At 42.9% G+C, this 23,476-nt stretch carries 15 protein-coding genes and 1 tRNA gene; 14 read left to right on the top strand and 2 right to left on the bottom strand.

Annotation, left to right across the window (positions count from 1 at the left end):
* Positions 1 to 424 precede the first annotated feature (424 nt).
* The 3 genes from D7D25_RS11175 to D7D25_RS11185 all read left to right on the top strand — a co-directional run bounded on the left by D7D25_RS11175 (position 425) and on the right by D7D25_RS11185 (position 8,542).
* Entirely contained in the window at positions 425 to 3,469 is a 3,045-nt protein-coding gene (locus tag D7D25_RS11175; RefSeq protein WP_122969041.1) for a TonB-dependent receptor, read from the top strand.
* A 21-nt stretch (positions 3,470 to 3,490) separates the two neighbouring features.
* A complete protein-coding gene (locus D7D25_RS11180) occupies positions 3,491 to 5,116 on the top strand; it encodes a RagB/SusD family nutrient uptake outer membrane protein (RefSeq protein ID WP_122969042.1) in 1,626 nt (541 codons plus the stop codon).
* Positions 5,117 to 5,185: 69 nt separating this feature from the next.
* Complete coding sequence (locus tag D7D25_RS11185) at positions 5,186 to 8,542, top strand: glycosyl hydrolase (RefSeq protein WP_122969043.1); 3,357 nt, start codon at positions 5,186 to 5,188, stop codon at positions 8,540 to 8,542.
* Between the two features lie 135 nt (positions 8,543 to 8,677).
* Here D7D25_RS11185 and D7D25_RS11190 read toward each other — a convergent pair whose 3' ends face one another.
* On the bottom strand, positions 8,678 to 9,328 hold the full coding sequence (locus D7D25_RS11190) for a carbonic anhydrase (RefSeq protein WP_122969044.1): 651 nt from the start codon (positions 9,326 to 9,328) through the stop codon (positions 8,678 to 8,680).
* A 202-nt stretch (positions 9,329 to 9,530) separates the two neighbouring features.
* Between D7D25_RS11190 and D7D25_RS11195 the strand changes: the two genes are divergently transcribed.
* From D7D25_RS11195 to D7D25_RS11245, 11 genes are all read left to right on the top strand, one after another.
* Positions 9,531 to 10,037 carry a tyrosine-type recombinase/integrase gene (locus D7D25_RS11195; RefSeq protein WP_255417278.1) on the top strand — a complete coding sequence of 169 codons (507 nt, stop codon included), beginning with the start codon at positions 9,531 to 9,533 and terminating at the stop codon, positions 10,035 to 10,037.
* A gap of 138 nt (positions 10,038 to 10,175) precedes the next feature.
* Positions 10,176 to 10,904 (top strand): DUF6088 family protein, encoded by a 729-nt coding sequence (locus D7D25_RS11200; RefSeq protein WP_122969046.1) that lies wholly within the window; start codon positions 10,176 to 10,178, stop codon positions 10,902 to 10,904.
* Positions 10,901 to 11,878: a nucleotidyl transferase AbiEii/AbiGii toxin family protein gene (locus D7D25_RS11205; protein ID WP_122969047.1), complete on the top strand. Its 978-nt coding sequence runs from the start codon at positions 10,901 to 10,903 to the stop codon at positions 11,876 to 11,878. Before D7D25_RS11200 ends, D7D25_RS11205 begins: the two co-directional genes overlap by 4 nt.
* Positions 11,879 to 11,891: 13 nt before the next feature.
* On the top strand, positions 11,892 to 12,518 hold the full coding sequence (locus D7D25_RS11210) for a hypothetical protein (RefSeq protein ID WP_122969048.1): 627 nt from the start codon (positions 11,892 to 11,894) through the stop codon (positions 12,516 to 12,518).
* 42 nt (positions 12,519 to 12,560) lie between these two features.
* Positions 12,561 to 13,010, top strand: coding sequence for a hypothetical protein (locus D7D25_RS11215; protein WP_148038915.1), 450 nt, complete (start codon positions 12,561 to 12,563; stop codon positions 13,008 to 13,010).
* 518 nt (positions 13,011 to 13,528) lie between these two features.
* Positions 13,529 to 15,079 (top strand): site-specific DNA-methyltransferase, encoded by a 1,551-nt coding sequence (locus tag D7D25_RS11220; RefSeq protein ID WP_255417279.1) that lies wholly within the window; start codon positions 13,529 to 13,531, stop codon positions 15,077 to 15,079.
* Between the two features lie 5 nt (positions 15,080 to 15,084).
* A complete protein-coding gene (locus D7D25_RS11225; protein WP_122969051.1) occupies positions 15,085 to 17,013 on the top strand; it encodes an ATP-binding protein in 1,929 nt (642 codons plus the stop codon).
* Positions 17,010 to 18,038 carry a DNA cytosine methyltransferase gene (locus tag D7D25_RS11230; protein WP_122969052.1) on the top strand — a complete coding sequence of 343 codons (1,029 nt, stop codon included), beginning with the start codon at positions 17,010 to 17,012 and terminating at the stop codon, positions 18,036 to 18,038. Before D7D25_RS11225 ends, D7D25_RS11230 begins: the two co-directional genes overlap by 4 nt.
* Positions 18,031 to 18,444, top strand: a complete 414-nt coding sequence (locus tag D7D25_RS11235; RefSeq protein WP_122969053.1) for a very short patch repair endonuclease — start codon at positions 18,031 to 18,033, stop codon at positions 18,442 to 18,444. The genes D7D25_RS11230 and D7D25_RS11235 overlap by 8 nt, the downstream gene beginning before the upstream one ends.
* Positions 18,441 to 21,095: a DEAD/DEAH box helicase family protein gene (locus D7D25_RS11240; RefSeq protein ID WP_122969054.1), complete on the top strand. Its 2,655-nt coding sequence runs from the start codon at positions 18,441 to 18,443 to the stop codon at positions 21,093 to 21,095. Before D7D25_RS11235 ends, D7D25_RS11240 begins: the two co-directional genes overlap by 4 nt.
* A gap of 22 nt (positions 21,096 to 21,117) precedes the next feature.
* Positions 21,118 to 23,184, top strand: a complete 2,067-nt coding sequence (locus tag D7D25_RS11245; RefSeq protein WP_122969055.1) for a DUF262 domain-containing protein — start codon at positions 21,118 to 21,120, stop codon at positions 23,182 to 23,184.
* A gap of 122 nt (positions 23,185 to 23,306) precedes the next feature.
* Here the strand turns inward: D7D25_RS11245 and D7D25_RS11250 are convergent.
* Positions 23,307 to 23,381, bottom strand: a tRNA-Val gene (locus D7D25_RS11250).
* Between the last annotated feature and the right edge of the window lie 95 nt (positions 23,382 to 23,476).

The raw sequence follows: 23,476 nt of genomic DNA on the forward strand, positions 1-23,476 counted from the left end.
ACTACGGTAAAGAATAACATAGCGCTTTTTTGGCCTTGCTGTCGAATCCGCAAAATTCAAATCCTGAGGCCAGAGAATGGAAGCGCCCTTAGCAATAAGGGCGTGGACATTGTATCATTGCCTGTTACCGCAACCGGGTTTCAGTTACCTGAAAACTCACTTCCTCTCTTGTCCGGCATTCGCCGGAAATACCCGTTTAACTCAGGTCTCGCAAGTTATCAGCCTATCCGGAACAAATTGTTCGTCGGCCTACAGAGATAAAGTCATAACCATTTACGGCTTGAAATTTTCAATTTTTCTCTCCGATAGCAGATAACTTTTAGCTCTCGCCTGTAAAGATGGAACATATTCACCATGATGCCAAAAGACCTTACGGGTTACATAACATCTAATCATTTATTAATCAATCTAAAAAAATCCAGGAATGAAACAAGTAATGTCAAGTTTAGTGAAAGGGATGCTATTTCTCTTTGTGTGGCTGTTCTCCTTTTGCCTGTTTGCCCAGAACATAACCGTCAAGGGCAAGGTTACGGATGGATCGGGAGAACCATTGATCGGCGTGACGGTTCAGGTGCGGGGAACATCCATCGGTACGGTCACCGACATGGACGGTAATTTCACCCTGCCAAATGTCCCGGGAAATGCGACACTGGAAATATCTTACGTGGGCATGGTCCCGCAAAGAATTGCGGTGGACGGAAGGAGGACCATCGCTATCACGATGACGGAGGACGTGGAAGCGCTCGAAGAGGTGGTGGTCGTGGGTTATGGAACACAAAAGGCGAAAGAGTTGACAGGTTCGGTCGTTTCCGTTAAAGGAGAGCAGGTCCGGGAAGCCCCGGTGGCAAATGTCCTGAACACTTTGGCCGGGACTATGGCGGGGGTTACCGTCAACACAAGGAGCGGTGAACCGGGACTGGACAATCCTTCCATTCTTATCAGGGGAAAAAACACGCTCGGGAACAATGCCCCGCTGATCATCATCGATGGCGTTCCACGGGATGGCCTCGAGAGGCTCAATCCGAATGATATTGAAAATATAACCGTCTTAAAAGACGCCACCGCTGCAATTTACGGGGCACGTGCCGCCAACGGGGTGATACTCGTGGAGACCAGAAGCGGAAAGTCAGGAAAAGCGACTTTCAACTTTTCGTATAACATGGGTTTTCAACAGGACACGAGGGTTCCCAATATGGCGGACGCATTTACTTTCGCCACCATCCAGAATGAAATAGAAACGTTGAACGGCAGGCCACCGGTGTACACCGACGAGGTGCTGGAGTTGTATAGAAACGGAACCGACCCGTACTATCCCAATACGGACTGGTATTCTTATATCACGAAGAAATTCACGCCTCAGAACCGTCTGGATTTTTCAGTTGACGGAGGAAATGAAAATACCACCTACAGGGTTTCATTGGGAAGGACATTCCAGGACGGGCATTATAAATACGGTATTACCGAACATGAACAATACAACCTGCAATCAAAGATCGACGCGACCATCTCAAAAAATGTCGCCTTCGGCTTAAACCTGAGAGGAACGATTCTGGACGGTATCAGACCCTACAACTATAATGATATTTATCCCCATATCTTCTTATACCACCCCACATGGTTCCCCAAGTGGCCGGGAACCGATTACATGGCGCCGGGACGCGATAACGACAATTTAATCAACAGGGTAAGCGCGAATGAGGGATACAGGAATTCAAAAAGTAAAATCCTTCAATCCACTCTCACGTACCGGGTAAACGCACCCTGGGTCGAGGGCCTGTGCCTGAACGGGAGTTTTAATTATGATTACGGCCACAGTTTCAATAAAACATGGTATGAACCGAGTTACGTCTATTACCGGGATGAGGATACCGGTGAATATACACGAGGCAGGACGGGATTCGGAGCCGATGATCCCAGCTTAAGCGTGGATACGCGGAACAATACGATGTTTCTATGGAATGTGATGCTGAACTACGAGAAGCAACTGGGCCAGCATAGTATGGCGGGTTTGGCCGGATATGAGCAAATGACGAGTGATTACGATTACCTGCTTGGTTCCCGGAGCCGTTTCGTCTCGACCAAAATAGATGAATTATTCGCCGGGACCAGTGACAGGAACTATATGAACAACGACGGTTCCGCGGGAGAATCGGCCCGTATCAATTATTTCGGACGATTAAGTTACAATTATGCCCAAAAGTACTTGTTACAGTTTACTTTCCGGTATGACGGTTCCCAGAACTTCCCGCGCAACAAAAGATTCGGTTTCTTCCCGGGTGTCTCCGCCGGATGGAATGCTTCGGAAGAAGCGTTCATGAGCAGTGTGGATTTCATCTCCTATCTGAAGTTGAAGGCATCCTACGGACGAATGGGGAATGACAATATCCCTGCCTACCAATATCTGGCGGCATACGGATTCGGCAGCAATTACGTGATCGGGAATGTGGATGTAAACGGGCTTAACGCACTGAACGTGCCAAATCCCAACATTACCTGGGAGATCGCGAAGACATTCAATTTCGGAATGGATTTTTATCTCTGGAACGCGCTGCGGGGAGAAATCAATGTCTTTCATTCCGAAAGATCCAATATACTCACGAAAAGATCGGCGGTAATCCCTGAATATACCGGCTTGCAATTGCCTGACGAAAACATCGGTATTGTCCGCAACAGGGGGATAGAGGTTGAAATCAGCTACAACTCCAGATACCGGGATATTGAGTATTTCGTTGCAGGGAACTTCTCTTTTAATAGGAACAAGGTGATCTTCACCGATGAAGCCCCGATGGCCGAAGCGTACCAGTTGGCCACCGGGAGACCCCTGGGATCAAGATTGTTGTACAAATCCATCGGGATTTTTAAAGACTGGAACGAAATCGAAAATTATCCGCATCTGTTGGGAGCCCAGCCGGGTGACATCAAATATGAGGATGTGAATAAGGACGGGGAAATTAACTCCCTCGACCAGATACGGATCAATGAGACTGCCGATCCCGAGATAATCTTCGGCTTAAACGCCGGGATTACTTATAAGAATTTCAATCTATCGATACTTCTGCAAGGCCAGGAAAATGCCAATTTCCTGAATACGACCAACTGGACCACTTCACTGAGTAAAGGTGCCGGAAACTATTACCAATGGCGGGTGAACAACCATTGGACTCCCGAAAACAGGGACGCCACCATGCCGAGAAGCTCCGAAAGCAGAAGCGAAAACACACAGGAATCCACACATTGGCTCTTGAATGCCGGATTCTTGCGACTAAAGAACCTTGAGCTCGGTTATAACCTGCCTTCCAACTGGATAAACAGCTCCGGGTTACAAAATTGCCGGATCTATCTGAGTGGGCATAACCTCTTTCTGATTTATGACCACATGAAGGAAATAGGGTATGACCCGGAAGTACCGTCCGCATGGTATTATCCCCAGCAAAGGGTTTACAACATAGGCATTAATCTAACGTTTTAACTTTACATGACAATGAGACAAATGAAATATGTATTTCTATTGGTGATTTCTGTCGCTTTTGCACGTTGCCACGATATACTCGACATTGAGCCGAAAGACAGGATAACGGGAATATGGGAAAATGAAGCGCTTGCGGAATCCTACGTGAACGGTATGTATAACAGCCTGCAGCACGGGTTTTGTGAAGCTTTATGGGGTTCCCTGACGGATGAGACGCATGATATTCATAATAGTGGCGGCGCATGGACCGTCCAGCGGGGGGAATTGACTTCGGACAATATTTCAACATTGGGAACAACAACTACACCTTATGTCAATAAATGGGGATATGCCTACGCGAGGATAAGGGATATCAACGAGTTCTTCCAGGAAATAGAATCTTCCACTTTTGATGATGAAATGAAAAACCGCCTGAAAGGTGAAATGAAATTCATACGGGCATATCTATATTCGGAGTTATTATGGAGATACGGGGATGTGCCGTTGGTCACACACGTATTCGCGCTTGACGATGATTACACGACAGTGACGAGGGATAGTTACGATAAAGTGATGGATTTTATCGTGGAAGAATTGGACGAAGCCGCTTTGTTGTTAGGCGGTGGTGAGATTAAGAAGGGCAGGGCTACACCGGATGCCGCCCTGGCGCTGAAATCCCGTGTCCTTTTGTATACGGCAAGCCCGTTAAACAATCCTTCAAACGACCTCGCAAAATGGGAAAAGGCTGCAGCAGCGGCAGAGGCGCTTATAGACAAGCAATACACTCTATATCACGATTATCAGAATCTCTTTTTGGAAGACAATAACGAAACGATATTTGCAAGATATTTCACCCAATCCATCAATCATAATATAAATGGTTTTTCCGGCACGAACAGCCTTTATGGTGGCGGCCATAACCATCCTACCGAAAATATGGTGATGGATTATGAAATGACAAACGGTGAACTTCCTTACAGCCTCGACGCTTCAAACAACATCGTCGTGAATCCACGTTCCGGATATGATCCTCAAAATCCCTACATCGGCAGGGATCCGAGGTTCTATGCCTCTGTCCTCCACGATGGCGCCGTTTTTCAGAATCACGAAATTGAGACATTCGACGGTGGAATCGATTCGCCTCAGAGTAGTGTGTTGCCCTGGAATGCCTCCATGACCGGCTATTATCTGCATAAATTTATTGATCCCTCCAAGTCGGTGAATTTAAGGACTGATGACCTGGGGACAAATCCCTGGATATTCTTCCGCTATGGAGAGATACTGTTGAATTATGCCGAAGCCAAATTTGAATTGGGAGATGAAGAAACTGCAAGGGAATATGTCAACCTGGTCCGTGCAAGAGTGAATATGCCTCCTGTTACTTCTTCAGGGATCGCCCTCAGAGACAGGATACGTCATGAGAGGAGGATCGAACTGGCGTTCGAGGGACATCGGTTCTTTGATGTGAGAAGGTGGAAGATCCTTGAAGAGGTGTCATCCAGACAAATTATAGGGATGCAGATCAGAAAGGCTGCCAATGGAGAAAAAAGCTACACAGTCAAAACGGTCGCGCCGGTTGCCTATCATGAACAACATCTCCGCTTGCCGATACCACGCGCGGAAATCGACAAAAGTGGAGGTGCCTTGAAGCAAAACACAGGTTATTAACAAATTCAACGCATAATGTAGGAATAATTGTTATTTTTGCCTTATGCAATATTAAATTAACAGACAGATATGAAAACGCATCTATCACATAAAAAAGGAGGATCCTTTTCTTTCTTTTTTTATGGTTTATCCTTTTTATTCTTGATCTCTTGCTTCGGTGCGCGGGAACGGCAATTGCCCGAAAGTGAATTGCTGGATAAAGAAACATTCAGGACCCCCGGTAAAATCCATTATCCCGAAACATGGTTCCATTTTATCGGGGGCAACGTGTCGAAGGAAGGCATAACGGCCGACCTGGAGGCCATCGCGGCAGCCGGCATCTCAGGTATCCAACTGTTCCACGGGCAGTTCGGGGGAGAGTGGCCGGGGGTGTCCCCACAGATCAAAGCCTTGAGTGAGTCGTGGGATGACCTTATCGTCTGGACAGCTGGGGAGTGCGACCGGTTGAACCTGAAATTCACCATGCAGAACTGTCCCGGCTGGTCGTACGCCGGCGGGCCATGGATAGAACCGGAAAACTCCATGCGCCACCTGGTACATTCCCGTAAGGACATCAACGGCGGCCAAACGGTCAATATCCAACTGGAAATGCCCCAACCCAGCGAAGAGGAGTGGCGCAATTATAAAGACCTTTTTGTGATCGCGTTCGCCACACCGGAAGGGGACACGGGCGCCCGGTTAATTCCCGCCGCCGTACAAAGCAACCGCGGAGACCTGCCGTGGGAAGAGTGCCTGATAGGGCAAGAGCGGTTGATGTTGCCCCCCTCACTGCCGGAGCCGACGACCATCGATGTCAGGTTTAGCGAAGAAACGACCGTCCGCACGGTGGAGTTCCCGCCCGTCAATTCGTTTTCCCATGCATGGTGCTATTCACCGGATATCACGGTTGCCATCTATGCCGAAACCGGCAGCGGGATGAAGCAGGTTGCCCGTCTGGACATGCCGCCGGGGAGTTGGCAGGATGACCGGCCCATTTCCATTGCCTGTGAGGAAACCGCCGCGCAATCCTACCGCATAGAAATCTCCAACCTGCACGATATGGCGGTATCGTATATTAACTTTTACTCCGCTGCCCGCCAACAGAACTGGGAATCGGAAGCGGCATGGACGTTAAGGCGGATCGTAAGGGAAGAGTATCCCCGACAATCCCCGGCCAGTTGGGTCGATCCTTCCACCATCGTGGATATCACCGAAAAGATGGACACCGCGGGAGTCGTATCATGGGACGCTCCCGAAGGAAAATGGATCCTCCTCCGGATAGGGCACGTGAACACCGGGATGAGGAACGGGCCGGCTCCCCCCGAAGCCACGGGATGGGAATCCAACAAACTCGACTCGTCAGGCGCCAGGGCGAACTTCGAGGGTTACATAGGCCGGCTGATGAGCGACAACAGCGGCCTGAAGGACGGTCTGTTGGACGGTATACTGATAGACAGTTGGGAATGCAGGACACAGACATGGACGGCTGGACTGGACAACACCTTCCGGGAAAAATGGGATTACTCCCTGTTTTCCATGTTTCCCGCCCTGTTCGGGTACGTGGTGGAGGACCCGGAAACCACAGCCCGCTTCCTGCGCGATTGGCGGGTCACCCTGAACGACCTCCTGGTGAAGAATTTCTTCGGCGAAATGGGTAGCATTGCCCGGGAAAACGGATTGAAGATTTCATTTGAAACGGCATCGGGAGATATTTTCCCGGGAGACATACTCGAATATTACAAGCACGCGGACGTTCCCATGTGTGAGTTCTGGCATCCAAAGCAGGATTCCCACGTCGGAAGCATCGAATTCAAGCCGGTCAAACCCTGCGTGTCGGCAAGCCGCGTATACGGGAAGGGGAGGGTTGCGGCCGAAGCGTTCACCTCCTTTGACCTGTCGTGGAACGAGCATCCCCGTTTCCTGAAAGACAGGGCGGACGAACACCTGGCACGGGGAGTGACCCACATGGTGTTCCATACCTACACCCACAATCCCCGCACGGACTTCCTGCCTCCCTCCACATCGTTCGGTTCCGGCATCGGGACGCCTTTCCTGCGTTTGCAGACCTGGTGGGAGCACATGCCGCACTTTACGGACTACCTGGCAAGGTGCAACTACATGCTTGAGAGCGGGAACCCGGTATCGGACGTGTTGATGTACCTGGGCGACGAGCAGAACCACAAACCCGACCAGTCTCTGGATTTCCCGGAAGGCCACGCGTATGACTATTGTAACCCCGACGTGTTGCTCAACCGGTTGTCGGTGAAAGACGGGCGGCTCGTCACGCCGGAGGGCATCTCATACCGTGTCCTGTGGTTATATGACTGCAAACGGATGCTGCCCGAAACACTGGAGAAGATCCTCTCCTTCGCGCAACAAGGCATTACCATTGTGGGAGAACCGCCTTCGGGCAGGGCGACCTTAAGCGGGGGTGAAGCTGGGGAGGCCCGTTTCCGGAAAGCGGTGGAAGCGCTTTGGGGAGACGGCATGCAGGATAGCCGGCAAACAAAAAAAGAGCGGGATAGAGGAAACGCCTCCCGGGCAGGAGAAGACCAAAAAGTAGAAAATGGCCACAAGGTCGGGAAAGGAAAAGTCTATCGTGGCGATATCGGATCAGCCTTGATTGCCGAAAGAATCCAACCCGATATCAGCGTGAAATTCTCCGATGTCCGGTGGCTGCACCGTCAAACCAAAGCCGCCGATCTTTATTTTTTATCCGCTCCCGAAGAAAAGGGATTCAAGGGTACCATCTCATTCCGCTGTACAGGCGCAGCCGAAATATGGGATCCGCTGACGGGTGAAACCCGGGCCGTAGCGTCCCGGCCGACAAGAGAGGGATATACCCAGGTTGGCATGGATCTTCCGGCAGGCACATCCTGCTTTGTCGTCTTTCGCGGTGATACCGAAGCCCCGGCGGAAAAAACGCTCACCGACACCCAAAAGCCGCTTCCCACCACCCAACAAACGGAAATTAAAAATGGTTGGGAAATCTCTTTCCCCACGGGATGGGGGATAGGGGAGCCGCCCGTGATGATCGACCGGTTGATGGCATGGAAAGATATCCCCTCGCTAAGTGCGGAGGGCAAGGCCTTCTCGGGAACAGCTGTCTATCGCACCACTTTCCATTTAGATGGCATAACAGATAAAGCGCAGTATTGGCTCGATCTGGGACAGGTGGAGATGATCGCCGAAGTCAGGCTGAACGGATCGGAGGTGGCCACCAAATGGACTTATCCTTACAGGATGGATATCACCGGATATGTGCAACAGGGTGAAAACAGGTTGGAAGTAGCCATCACCAGCACATGGTTCAACCGTCTTGCTTATGACGCGGGGTTACCCGGGCCGCAGAGAAAGACATGGACGATCAATGACCCGAAAGAGGGATCACCCCTAAAGGATTACGGGTTGTTAGGCCCGGTGGAAATTGTAATGAAAACGAACTAATCGTCATCAACGGGAAACGGGAGGGGACGTCTCATTCGTGACACTCCCTCCCTTTCTTGGTCGATGACACGACCCGGTTGTCCCCGGCTTTTCCCCGCCCGGAAGTGAAGCAGGCTTTACGCGGACAGGGAATGTTCACACTTTGCCGGTAATATCATATATCTCTTTGATTTTCGCAAGCTCCCCTTCAAAATCAAAATGCAGGTCATGAAGCCGGGCGTCCTTGATATCGAACACCCATCCGGCCACTTTCGGATATCCGTTCTTGTGATATGACTTTTGTACTTCTGCCATTTTTAATACATTACGGCACTGTTCATAGATATTGATTTCAACAAAACGACGAAATCTCTCTTCGGCATCTTCAATGGCATTGAGCTCTGTTTTATGGAGACGATAGACATCACGTATACTCCGCAGCCAGGGATTAAGGATCCCATAGTCTAAGTTTCCCAGGGCAGCGTGTATGCCTCCGCATCCATAATGGCCGCAAATGATGATATATCTGACCTTGAGATGTTCCACTCCGTAGTTAATGACCGAGAGAGCGCTCAAGTCAATGGCATTCACCATATTGGCGATGTTACGGTGAATAAAGACCTCTCCGGGCTTTAATCCCATCACCTGATTCGGATGCACCCTGCTGTCCGAACAACCGATGTACAGGAAATCAGGATGTTGCTCTGCGGCCAGCAGCTCGAATAATTCGGGATTATCCACCTGGTTCTTTTCTATCCATTTCCTATTGGCTTCAAATATGCGGTCATACTTTTCCTGATCAGACATATCGATGAATTTTAAATAATACGCGTGTTGCGGGCCCACTTATCGGAAGCCTTCCCTGCGGGCTTGTCCTCTTTCCGCATTACTTAACAAAATAGCTGTATTATTTGTTGCGGGCTATAAGTTTCTTCGCTCAACAACAGTGTTTTTCCTCATTATGCGCCGGTTTGCCCAAACCTTTATGAAATGACCAGAGTTCGGAGACATTTGCAATTTCAAATACAAAAATATAATGCACGGCGAAATCTATTTTATCCGCCAAAAAACGAAAAGTACCATCCAAGACCAAAAGGATATTGTTGTGCCGATTTTAGAGACGATTCAGAGGATTATTGATAAACACGAAAATAAGCACGGAAATGAAAACACCGACAAGGAAAAATACCTTTTTCCCTTTCTCAACGATACCAACACGGAAAAAGAACGATTTCTCAAATCTCAAAATCTGATACGTCTGACGAATAAAAAAATCAAAATTATCGCAAAAAAGATTGGCTTGATGGACGGCATCAGCCCCTACACGGCACACCACTCTTACGCTACCATTTTGGCTAAACTCAGAGTACCGGAAAGTTTTATTGCGGAACAATTGGGACACTCAAAACGGACGGTAACGCAGAACTATTTTGACAGCTACACCAAAGAGGAACGACTGGGTTTTAACATCTTGCTACTTAAATCCAATTCAGAAAAAACGGAGGCTGACGTGTGATGAAATGTCCAGTTTATTGCATTAAAAACTGGACAAAGTCTCTATTTAAATTCGAAGTTGATTTTAAAAAAAACAATAATTGTCAAGTAAATTGAGCAAAATACTTGACAGTTTGAAAATAATCATTATCTTTGCGCTATGAACTTGTCCACTCAAATAGAAAAACAAATAGGGCGGTTTCCCGAAGGCAAGATATTCGGTTACACGGATTTGGATATTTCCAGAGAGGATTATCAGTCTGTTGCAAAGATATTGGAGCGTCTGCAAAACAAAGGTCTAATCAAAAAAATGTCCAACGGAGTATTCTACAAGCCGGTAAAAACTGCTTTTGGTGAGCTGAAACCCGATTATAACGAGCAACTGCGCCCGTTTTTGTTTGAAAACGGAAGGCGAATCGCTTACGTTACAGGAACCTATTTGTATAATCAGTTGGGATTGACCACACAATTGGCTGTTCGCGTAAAAATTGCATCCCGAAGCAAGCGGATAAGCATAAATAGAGGAGCTTTAAAGGCCGATGCTGTAAAAAGTTACGCGGAAGTAACGGAAAGCAATTATACTGTTTTGGGCTTTTTAGATGCACTCAAAGACATTCGAAAAATACCGGATACAACCGTTCAAAATTCGGTAGGAATTCTTTCGGCAAAAATTGCTGAAATGGATGAAAAGGAGATAGCTCGAATGATTAAATACGCTCTTATGTATCCGCCAAGAGTACGTGCATTGCTGGGTGCAATTCTCGAAAATCTGGGTAAATCAGAAAACATTACCACGCCATTATTAAATAGCATTAACCCTTTGACAAAGATAGAATTAGGCTTGGATAAATCCGACCTGCCAACTGTCGAAAATTGGAATATTGTATGAAACTGCACACCGATAAAAAACTGTTTCGAGATGCCGTCAATATCACAGCACAGCAAATGGATATCCCCACAATCTATGTTGAAAAAGATTATTGGGTTACATTCGCATTGAAATCAATTTTTAGCCAAGAAATTGGAGTTGACACAATTTTCAAAGGTGGAACTTCGCTGGCTAAGTGTTTCAAAATGATTAACCGGTTTTCGGAAGACATTGATCTGGTAGTGATTAGGCGGGAAGGAGAAACCGACAATAAGCTGAAACGCAAGCTAAAAGACGTTGAAAATGCGATAAATGATACGCTTCCGGAAATCGAAATCCAAGGATTGACGCACAAAGTGGGTATGAGCCGAAAAACCGCTCATAGTTACAGCAAAGAATTTGTAGGTGCATACGGACAAGTACGAGATATAATTGTTTTAGAATCCACATGGTTAGGTTATTACGAGCCATTTACAAAGCAAAACATTAATTCTTTTGTGGGTGAAATGATGCTTGATGCAGAACAAGCGGAGCTTATTGAAAAGTACGATATGCAGGCATTTACTGTTCAAGTTCTTGAACCGATAAGGACAATTTGCGAAAAGATAATGAGTTTAGTACGTTTTTCGTATGGCGATAGACCAATGGATGATTTGAGAAATAAAATTCGCCACACTTACGACCTGCATCAACTGTTGCAACAGAAAAAATTTGCCGATTTTCTTCAATCATCCAACTTTGAAACTATGTTGCTCAAAGTTGCCCACGATGATGTGAAAAGTTTTAGAAATAATAACCAGTGGTTAATCCATCATCCCAACCAATCGCTGATGTTTAAAGATTTAGCCAACGTATGGTCTCAATTGGAAACGACCTATAACGGTAGTTTTAGAGATTTGGTTTATGTCAATTTTCCAAGTAGCGATGCTGTCCTGCACACGTTGGAGAAAATCCGCGAAAGGATGACAGCCATAAACTGGACTATAAAACCGTAAAACAAAGATTATTATGGCACGCCCTCGTAGAAAAACTTTCCTCCTTTCAGAGTTAAAATCCTTTGACACCATTGTGTCAGAACTGAAATCCATGCCCGAATTTGAAGATTTTGACATTGAAAATGCTGTTGTCAGCATAAAACAACGCAAGCCCAAATATACCGCCAAGTCCGAAAATATAGAGACTGCCATCAAAAATCTGAAAAAACACATTGAAAAACACGGAACGGACAAATTTGCAGAGCTAACCAAACCCAAAAGCAAGACATGGGAAGAGTTAAGAAGAAACCTAAAAAAAGAAAATGTCTCTTTTGAATTCAAAACCGCTGGGAACACCAACAAAATTCAAGGAATTATTTTCGAGAAAGACGGTACGAAAATCAACGGTTCAAAAGTGGATAGGGAGTGCAGTTTTTCGAAAATAGACCGTCAGATCAAAGACAACGCTTTTCACGCTTTGCAGGAAGCGGAAAGGCAAGCACAGGAAGCCGGCTTTACCGAGAGTGCCGTGGAAACCATCTCAGCGATCATAGGTGAATTGAACATGTTTACCTTGCTCAACAGTCCGCATTACGATGCCACGCTTGCCGAATACATCCAAGCTTTGCAAGCCCGCAGACTCCAAAAAAATAACATTTAAAAACAACAATTTATGAACACAACAAGCAACGAAAACATCCTGATGATGTTTGAAGAAATCAATCAAAAGTTGGACAAGTCCAACCTGCAAATTGAAAAAATCGGACTGAAACAGCCCGAAATAACAGATAACGAGAAAATCGCAAAACTCAAATCGGTAATGGAAATCTTTCACGAAAGCCGATCCGAGAAACTGGACGAAATTGGAAATGCCATTCAAAAAGAAAAAAGAAAAATTGAATTTACTCCTACATCTATGCAGGCATTGATTATAATTTTCTCCTTATTGGCATTGTTGGTCACTTTATCTGTATGGATTAACTCTCTAAGAAACCAAATAAGTGATTATTCCGACAACGATTTGAAATACCGTTACATCCAAATGTTGGGACAAGTCATGCCTGAAGATTTGGCAACCATAGACACTATTTTTTATTTTAACAGAGACAGTAAAAGAATTAAAGCGTTACGCAAACAAAATAGAAACTTTTGAGAAAAATGTGGAAGACCTGGCAAAGATAATTGAGCGGGAAGAACAGTTGAAAATAAAAAAGGAACAGTTGAATAAGCAATTGTCTGTCAATTAGATTTTTGGTGGTGAAATTTCAAATACATTTTTTCTCCACTCAAATTCCAAAAATATTTTTTAACTTTGTAAATTGGTTAAATTAGAGACTTATTCCAATGAACGGACAATCCTTATCGCCTCATATAGAGAAACTTAATCAACTTAGACAAATCTTCCCCGAAGTATTCTCCGAGGGAAAAATAGATTGGGAAAAATTGCGAATTACTCTTGGTGAAAACATCAACTTCGCCAACGAGCGTTACGTGCTCAACTGGGCGGGCAAGAGCGATGCGTTCCGTGTGATGCAGCAACCGAGCACCCGGACACTGGTTCCCGTGCGGGAAGATTCCGTAGATTTTGACGACACACAAAACATCTTCATCGAAGGAGAAAACCTTGAAGTGCTGAAAGTGCTGCAAAAGAGCTACTTCGGCAAGGTGAAAATGATCTATATCGACCCGCCTTACAACACGGGAAACGACAGTTTTATCTATCCCGATAAGTTTTCCGAGACCAAGGAAGAATACCAAAAACGGGTGGGCGACAAGGACGAGGACGGTTATATGACCGGCGAGGGTATGTTTCGGAAAAACAGCCGCGAAAACGGGCAGTACCACAGCAACTGGCTCAATATGATGATGCCCCGTCTCTACTTGGCAAGAACCCTATTGAGAGATGACGGGGTCATTTTCATCTCCATAGACGACAACGAGGTGCATAACTTGCGATTGCTGATGAATGAGATTTTTGGAGAGGAGAATTTTGTGGCAAATATTGTGTGGCAACATAGTATTCAACCTAAAGGTTATTCAAATATTTTTTCCAATCATCACAACCATATTTTATGTTTTAGTAAAACATCAGAATATGTTGTGAATTCGCTTTTAAGAACGGATGAGGATAATAAAGCTTACAGCAACCCTGACAACGATCCAAAAGGCCCTTGGAGAAGCGGAGACGTTCGCAATGCCCTTTATAGACCAAACCTAATTTATGACATAATTTCACCTTCTGGAAATATTATTAAGCCTTGTAGTAATGGGTGGAGATGGAGTAAAGAAACGATAGAAAAAAAGATACAAACTGGTGAAATAATTTTCAATGTTGATGAAACAAAAATTATCAGAAAAATTTATCTTTCTAACTTAGAAGGTCGAGCTCCTGAGTCTATTTGGTTTGCAAAAGATGTTGGAAGTACTCGTGATGCTATGGCGGAATTAAAGAATTTATTTGAGAATCCACCTTTTGATACACCTAAACCAACAAAATTAATAGAAAAGATGATTCAACTTGTAAAAGATAAAAATGGAATCATCCTTGACTTCTTTTCCGGAAGTGCTACCACCGCCCACGCTGTCATGCAACTCAATAAAGAAGACGGTGGCAACCGCAAGTATATCCTTGTGCAAATGCCGGAGCTTTGCGATGAAAAGAGCGAGGCTTTCAAGGCAGGATATAAGACCATTGCGGAGATAGCAAAAGAGCGGATTCGTCGGGCTGGAAAGAAAATCCGGGAAGAAATAAAGCGTGAAGTAGAAAAGAAAAAAGGAGAATTGAATTTTGCCGCAGATGATAACCAAGCCGAAACGCAAGTTGACACCGGATTCAAGGTTTTCCGCCTTTCAGAAAGCAATTTCAAGCAGTGGCAACAACCGGAAAACTACACTGCCGAAGCCTTAGCCGAGCAATTGAAACTGTTTATCGACCCCGTGGCCGAAAACGCCGACCTGCAAAATATGGTCTATGAACTGCTGTTGAAGAGCGGAAAAGACCTCAACGTGAAAATCGAGGCCAACGATGGATATTACCTGATTGACGGTAATGACCTTGCACTTATTCTTGAAAAAGTGGACGAGCAAATCATTACCGAAGTGCTTTGCGAATACCCAAAAAAAGTAATCGCCCTCGACAGGATATTTAAAGGAAAAGATCAATTAAAAACCAACACCGCCCTGCAAATGAAAGATGCCGGCGTGGAGTTTAAAACGATATAAAAAGAATGGAAAAAAGATTATATTTAAAGATTCAACCGAAAGTCATTGATCACTTAGGAATTAAAATGTATCAGAAACCTGTTGATGTGATTGCTGAATACATTGCAAACGCTTGGGATGCTGATTCTGAAGAAGTTTCAGTTATTCTTGAAAACATCAAAATAACCGTCTCAGATAAAGGGGACGGAATGACTTTTAATGAATGCCAAGATTGTTATTTACAAGTCGGACGTGACCGAAGAGAAGTATCTGGGAAAGATACATCTAACCGAAAAGAACGTCCAGTATTAGGGCGAAAAGGTATTGGAAAGTTTGCCGGATTTGGAGTAGCTAAAACAATAACAGTCGATACAATATCGAGAGCGACTGGAGAAAAAACTGTTTTTAAAATGGATATTGATTCAATTTTGGAGTATGATGTGCAAAAAGAAGATAATAAAATTATAGAAGTTGTAGAATATTGTGAACCAGATGAATATAGAAAAGAAAATCATGGTACGACAATTATTTTAGAAAGAATGGATTTGTCTTTTGGTGCAGATTTAATCGATAACTTTAAGAAAGAACTATCTAGAAGATTTCTTCTTACTCAATTTTACGATGATTTCGTTGTGTTGATTAATGATGAGCCTCTACCCCATAATTTTAATGATGAGATGGAATTTGTATTTCCAAGAGATTTAACTGAGGACGAAAAAAATAAATTTCCTAAAGTAACGTCGTTTAATAATAATGGTTGGGCTGTAGAAGATTTTGATGAGTTTGAAATCAAGTGGAGAATCGGATTTTATGAAGAACCGATTAAAGTAGAGGAATTGAGAGGAATTGGTGTTTATGTAAAAGGAAAGTTGGCTCAAAAGCCTTTTTTCTTCGATTTGACAGGTGGAATTTCGGCTCAAAATTCTCTTGAATATATGACTGGACAAGTACAAATGGATTTTATTGACACAGGAGAAAATAACTTAATTTCTACCGAGAGGCAACGCATTAATTTGCAAACCGAATTAGGTAAAAAAATTAAAGTGTGGGGAATCGAAAAAATCAAAGAATGGGGAAGCATTTGGAAGTCTAGAAGGTCAGAAAAAAGACTTGCAGACATAAATGATAAAATTTCCGGATTTAGAAATAGATTAGACGCTTTGCCAAGAACAGAACGAAGAACTGTAGAAACAGTACTTAAAAAGATTGCTACTTTTGATAGGTTAGGGCAAGCTAGATTTAAGGAGTGGTGCGCTGATATATTAACCTCATGGGAAAAAGGAAGATTGCGTAACATTATCACAGAACTGGCTGAACAGGATGAGCTTGATGAAACTCAATTTATAGAAATTTTATCTGAAGCAGATGTCTTAACCGCCTTAAATATAGCAGAATCAGTAAAAACTAAAATCGTTGCAATTGGAGAATTAAAAGAAAGGGTTAAGTCTAAAGAATTGGAAAATAAAGTGAGAGATTATATTTATGAGCATCCATGGTTAATCCACCCTAAATGGGAAACTTATAGAAAAGAGAGAAGCGTTGAAAAACTCATTAAAGATATTGCTGATAAAGAATTAAAAGTAGATGTTTTTCAAGGTAGGGTTGACTTGGTTTTATCATCTGGGCAAGATTTATTATTGGTTGAATTTATGAGACCCGGACTTTCTTTAGACAGAGATCACTTGGATCGAATAAACTACTATGTAATGGGAGTAAGACGAGAACTTGCAAAACAAACAGGACTTCAATTCAGACATGTTGATTCAGCTTATGTTATTGCTGACAATAAAAACAGCGCTGAAGATGTTACGGAAAGGATATTACAATTACAAGAGAAAAAGATATTTGTATTAACTTGGGAGTCATTAATTTCTCAAGCTTTAAAACAATGGGGAGATTATTTAGATTTAATAAAATTAAGAAATCCTGAAGATATAAGAATACAAGAATTATGAAATTACTTTCAATTGATTTGTTCTCGGGGGTTGGCGGGCTTTCGGAGGGGCTTCGTCAAGCCGGGTTTGATACTAAACTCGCTTTTGAGATTGATGAACTAGCATCAAAGGCATACTCGATAAATCATAAAAAGGTAAAAGTCATAACAAAGGACATTCGTGATGTTGATATTGCAGAAGTGAGAAAATTATTGAACAACAAAACCATTCATCTGCTGGCAGGCTGTCCTCCCTGTCAAGGATTTAGCTCAATTAGGAGACTTAATAGAGCAGAACCCGTTGAAGACGAGAGAAATAGCCTTATTAACGAATATGTGAGCTTTATTGAAGGCTTAATGCCGTACACATTTATGATGGAAAATGTTCCGGGTTTATCATTATCACCTGACTTTCACAAAGCTATAAAAGAGTTAAAAAAAATTGGATATGAGCATATAGTTTATAAAGTTGTAAATGTAAAAGACTATGGGGTTCCACAAAATAGAAAGAGATTGGTGATGGTTGGCTCACGTTTAGGACCAATCCAAATAGCGAAACCTATAAATAAAAAAGTTACTGTTAGAGAAAAAATCGCTAATCTTCCAAAGCCGGAAGAATCATCTGATTATTTTCACAAAATATTTCCTAAGCACACACACCGAATTCAAGAATTAATTCGGGATATACCTCATGATGGAGGCAGTAGAAAAGATTTGGGGGCGAGTAGACAATTGAAATGTCATCAAAAGGAAAATGTTGGATTTAACGATGTTTATGGTAGATTAAGATGGGATGATTACTCTACAACTATAACTGGCGGCTGTTTAAATCCGTCAAAAGGACGTTTTTTACATCCTGAACAAGATCGTTGTATCTCAGCAAGAGAGGCCTCACTTTTGCAATCTTTTCCTATTGATTATAAATTTCCATCAGATGCTCCTATTTCAAAAATAGCCTTAATGATTGGTAATGCATTGCCTCCTGAATTTTGTAAAATTCAAGTTGAAGAAATAAAGTCTCATTTATACTTTTATTTAAATGGATAAATTTTCTTCCGAAAAGCGGAGTTTAATCATGTCTAAAATTTCCGGTAAAGAAACAAAACCGGAAATTTTGGTACGTAAATATCTTTTTGCGCACGGTTTCAGGTATAGAAAAAACGTAAAAGATTTACCCGGCAAACCGGACATAGTCTTGCCCAAATATAAAACGATAATATTTGTCAACGGATGTTTTTGGCACGGACACGAAAATTGTAAAAAAGCAACATTACCTGCAACAAATACCGAATTTTGGAGAGAAAAAATATCCGGAAATATCATAAGGGATAAGGAAAATACTCAAAAATTTACAAAAATGGGATTTAAAGTGATAACCATTTGGCAATGTGAATTAGTACATAAGGAGAGAGAAGACAGTTTAAATAATTTAATCAAACGAATTAAACCATGATCCTCCACTTCGAACCCAACCTGCAATTCCAGCTCGATGCCATCAATTCGGTCATTCGTCTGTTTGACGGACAGCCTAAAAATAACGGCGAGGCGGATTTTTTCGTGCCGGAAGAGGGGACGTTAAACTTGATCGATGGCATTTCCAATCGCTTGGTCATTTCGGAGGAGCAGGTGCTGACCAATCTGCAAAACGTTCAGCGTGAAAACGAGATAGAAGCCTCCAAATCGTTGCAGGGCATGAACTTTTCGGTGGAGATGGAAACAGGAACGGGGAAAACTTACGTCTATCTGCGCACCGTTTACGAGTTGTTTCGGCAATACGGATTCAAGAAATATGTGATTGTGGTGCCGTCGGTAGCCATCCGCGAGGGTGTGTTGAAGAATTTGGAAATCACGCATGAGCATTTTCGGAATCTTTATGACAATATTCCGGTACATTACATGGTGTACGACAGCAACAAAATATCGGCTTTGCGCGGGTTTGCTACCGGAAACCATATCGAAATCCTGGTTATCAACATCGATTCGTTTGCCAAAGACGAGAATATCATCAACCGTCCCAACGACAGACTGAGCGGGCAGCTCCCGGTGGAGTTCATTCGCTCGTGCCATCCGATAGTCATTGTGGACGAACCGCAAAATATGGAAACGCCCAAACGGAAAAAGGCTATCGAGAACTTGAGACCTCTTTTCACGTTGCGCTATTCCGCCACGCATCGCAACGTGTATAACCTTGTTTACAGCCTCAATCCGGTGAAAGCTTACGACTTGGGTTTGGTGAAGCAGATCGAGGTGGATTCGGTGATGGAAGAAAACTCATCGAATGATGCTTTTGTCTCAGTCGATTCCATTACGGCGACCAAAACCAAAGTATCTGCCAAACTTTTCATCATGGCAAACGGGCAAAACGGCGTATGTAAAAAAACAGTATATGTGCGTGCCGGAGACGATTTGTATCGACTTTCAAATGAACGCGAGATTTATAGGAACGGTTATATCGTGGAAGAAATCGATGCCGTCAACGGCTGTGTCTCTTTTTCCAACGGTAATGTGTTGTGCAAAGGGGCTACTCAAGGGGCATTGACCGATGAGGTGATGAAATTCCAAATGCGGAAAACGATAGAGGAGCATTTGAAAAAGGAGTTGAAACTTCAATCGAAGGGCGTGAAAGTGCTTTCGCTCTTTTTTATCGACAGGGTGGCCAATTATCGACAATACGACAGTAACGGCAATCCGCAGCAAGGAAAGTTTGCCCTTTGGTTTGAGGAGATTTACGCGGAATTGATCCAAAAAGCCGCCTTTCAATCACTTCCGGAGTGCAATGTTGGGGAAATTCATAACGGCTATTTTTCTCAGGATAAAAAGGGTGTATTCAAGGACACTTCGGGTGAGACACTTGCCGATGACGATACGTACAGCCTCATCATGAAAGACAAAGAAAAGCTGTTGAACATACAAAATCCCCTTCGGTTTATCTTTTCGCACTCGGCTTTGCGCGAAGGTTGGGACAATCCGAATGTCTTTCAGATTTGTACGCTCAACGAGACCAAGTCCGATATGAAAAAACGGCAGGAAATCGGGCGTGGGCTTCGTTTAGCTGTTGACAGTGAGGGGAAACGCATTTACGACCGCAATATCAATCGCCTGACCGTCGTAGCCAATGAATCATACGGCGATTTTGCCAAAGCCTTGCAAAAGGAAATTGAGGAAGATTGTGGCGTGGCTTTCGAGGGACGTATAAAAAACAAGCGGGAACGGGTCGCCGTCAAATACCGCAAAGGCTTCGAGGCTGACCCGAAATTCTTGGAGATTTGGGATAAGTTGAAAAGGAAAACCACTTATCGAGTGGATTATAAAACGTCCGAACTTATTAAGCAAGCTGCAAAAGCCGTTAAGGATATGCCCGAAATCAAATCCCCTTCCATTCGTTCTACAAGAGTTGGCATCACTATGACCGATGAAGGCGTTGGAACAAGCTATGTCGGCGATAGAGTGGTGTATTATGGCGCCCATGCGTGGAACATTCCGGATGTTTTGGGCTATATTCAGAACAAAACGGAATTGACCCGTTCCACCATCGAGGAAATAGTAAGTCAATCGGGAAGAATAGGTGATATTCTGATCAATCCGCAACGGTTCTTAGACTTGGCCACGCTCGCAATCAAACGGACTTTGAACGATTTGATGATTGAAGGGATTAAATATCAAAAAATCGGCGGTTCGGAATATGAAATGGCTTTGTTTGAAGCCCAAGAATTGGAGGTTTACCTGAATGATTTCTCGTTTAAGGTTTCTGATCCTTCAAAGACGATTTATCAGGAGTTTGTACCTTTGGATTCGGGGGTGGAAAGCCGATTCGCCCAGGACTGTGAGACAAGTGACCAGATAAAATTCTATTTCAAACTGCCCAATTGGTTTAAAATACCCACCCCGATAGGCCACTACAATCCCGATTGGGCTTTGGTATTTGAGGATGACACAAAGATTTACTTTGTTGCCGAAACCAAGGATACTGGCACCCCGCAAGTCGATGTATCCAAACTAAACGGAGACGAGCAATTGAAGATTAAATGCGGGAAGGCTCATTTTGAGCAGTTTGAAGAGGTGGAGTACAGGGTTGTAAGTCGTGTTGGAGAATTGGTGGAATAATACATAAACAAAGAATTGAATTATGAAAGGTGATGCAAAACCATTGGTGAAATTTTTAGAAGGGGCAGATAATCGATTTATTATACCTGTTTACCAGCGCAATTACGACTGGAAACAAAACAATTGCAAACAACTCTACAATGATTTAATCAAGATCATCAAAGATAACCGAGAATCTCATTTCTTTGGAAGTATTGTCTCCACCTTGTATGATGGCGCCGGTTCATCTGATTATCTGATTATTGACGGGCAACAACGCATCACTACTATTTCGCTTCTTTTATTGGCAATTGTTAATCTGACAAAAGAGGGAATTACATCATTTGAAAATGTTAGATTGTTAGATAAAATCTGGGAAACTTATCTTGTTGATAAATTTGTAGATGAAAATAAAGTGAGACTGAAGCACGTAAAACACGATTCCGAAGCGTTTGAAAAATTGCTGTTTGCCGAAAAAGATGAGTATCATGCAACATCGAATGTCACTCAAAACTATCTTTATTTTTATAATAGAATTAAAGAAAAAAAAGAGTTGTCAGTGGATGAAATCTATTTGGCAATAACAAAACTATTGATAATTGACATCTTTCTGCATAAAGAAGATAATGCTCAACTCATTTTTGAAAGTCTTAATTCCACCGGATTGGAACTTGAAGAGGGTGATAAAATTCGGAATTTTGCTTTAATGGGTTTAGAACCAAAGACACAAGAAGATTTTTATAAAAAATATTGGCATAAAATAGAGCAAAATACAGACTATAAGGTGAGCGTTTTTGTTCGTGATTATTTGACTGTGAAACAAAACAGAATATCTTCATTCAAGAATATTTATACGGATTTCAAAGAATATATAGAGGCAAACAATCTGATTGTAGAAGATGTGCTTAAAGAACTTTTGGAGTATTCGGTAATTTATCAGAATATCATAAATAATTCTGTCGGGAACAGAGGGGTTAATACCGTGCTATTTCGTATCAATCAGTTGGAGATGAGCGTTACTTATCCATTTTTATTGTCGTTATTCCAATACTCCAAAACAAATTCAATGGATGATACGGAAATTAAAAACATACTTGGAGTTATAGAAATATACCTATTCCGTCGTTTTATTTCCGGTATTCCCACCAATGCACTAAATAAAATCTTTATGACTTTGCATAAAGATACGTTAAAACTAAAAGGAGATAATCATACATATAGCGAAGTATTGACCTATCTCCTTACATCCAAGACAGGTAGTGGTCAATTTCCAAATGATGATGAATTTTTACACTCATTTTCAACAAAAAATTTATACCATATCATCCCTAAAAACAGGGAGTATTTGTTTGAAAGATTAGAAACCGGAAATAACCTTGAGACATCCAATGTTATTGAAAAAATGAGAGATGGTGTATATTCTGTTGAGCATATCTTGCCACAAGTTATGACCGCACAATGGAAAAAGGAGTTAGGTGAAAAAGCTGAGGAAATTCATCAAAAGTGGCTTCATCGGATAGCTAACCTAACATTAACAGCATACAACAGCAAATATAGCAATCGTAGTTTTATAGAAAAAAGAGATCTAGCTGATGAAGGATTTAAGGAAAGTGGAATAAAGCTAAATCAGTATATAGCCAATTTTGATAATTGGACGGAAAAGGAGTTAGAAGCAAGACAAGACTATCTCAACGAGAAAGCTTTGAAATTATGGCCATATCCCCAAAACACCTTTGTCCCTGTTGAAAAACCTGCCGATATTCATGGTTTGGATGAAGATTTTGATTTTACCGGATACTACTTGAAATCTTATTCTTTTGATGGTTCAGTCCAAACCGTAGACTCTTGGAGGGAAATGTATGTTTTGATTGTAGAATTGATATATGAAAAACATTCTGCAGTTGTAAATCGGTTAGCAGACAGAGAAGATTTTTTACACATTATACGAACACCAAATAATGGATATGTGCAAATAGCCGAAACAATATATTTGTACAAAGACAACTCCACTATGGCTAAAATCAATGCTTTGAAGAAATTATTTACAGAATGTGGTTTAAATGAAGGCTTGCTGCAGTTTGAAATATACTTGCAAAATGCAGTGGATTAGAATTTGTGCATAACGGGATTATTCTTGGGCAAAAAACACAAATAAATACTTCTTGTGGGCAAATTGTGGGCAAATAAAAAATCAGGAACTTTAGATTTTATCTTAAGTTCCTGATTATCAAGTGGGCGTTGACGGATTCGAACCGCCGACCCTCTGCTTGTAAGGCAGATGCTCTGAACCAGCTGAGCTAAACGCCCGGATTTTTGAATATTTTGAAAGATATTCGATAGCCGCTTTCCTGAAAAGCGATGCAAAGATAAGTCGTTTTTCGTTTGCCGCAAAACTTTTTACA

This window comes from Proteiniphilum sp. X52, assembly GCF_003712195.1.
GTDB lineage: Bacteria > Bacteroidota > Bacteroidia > Bacteroidales > Dysgonomonadaceae > Proteiniphilum.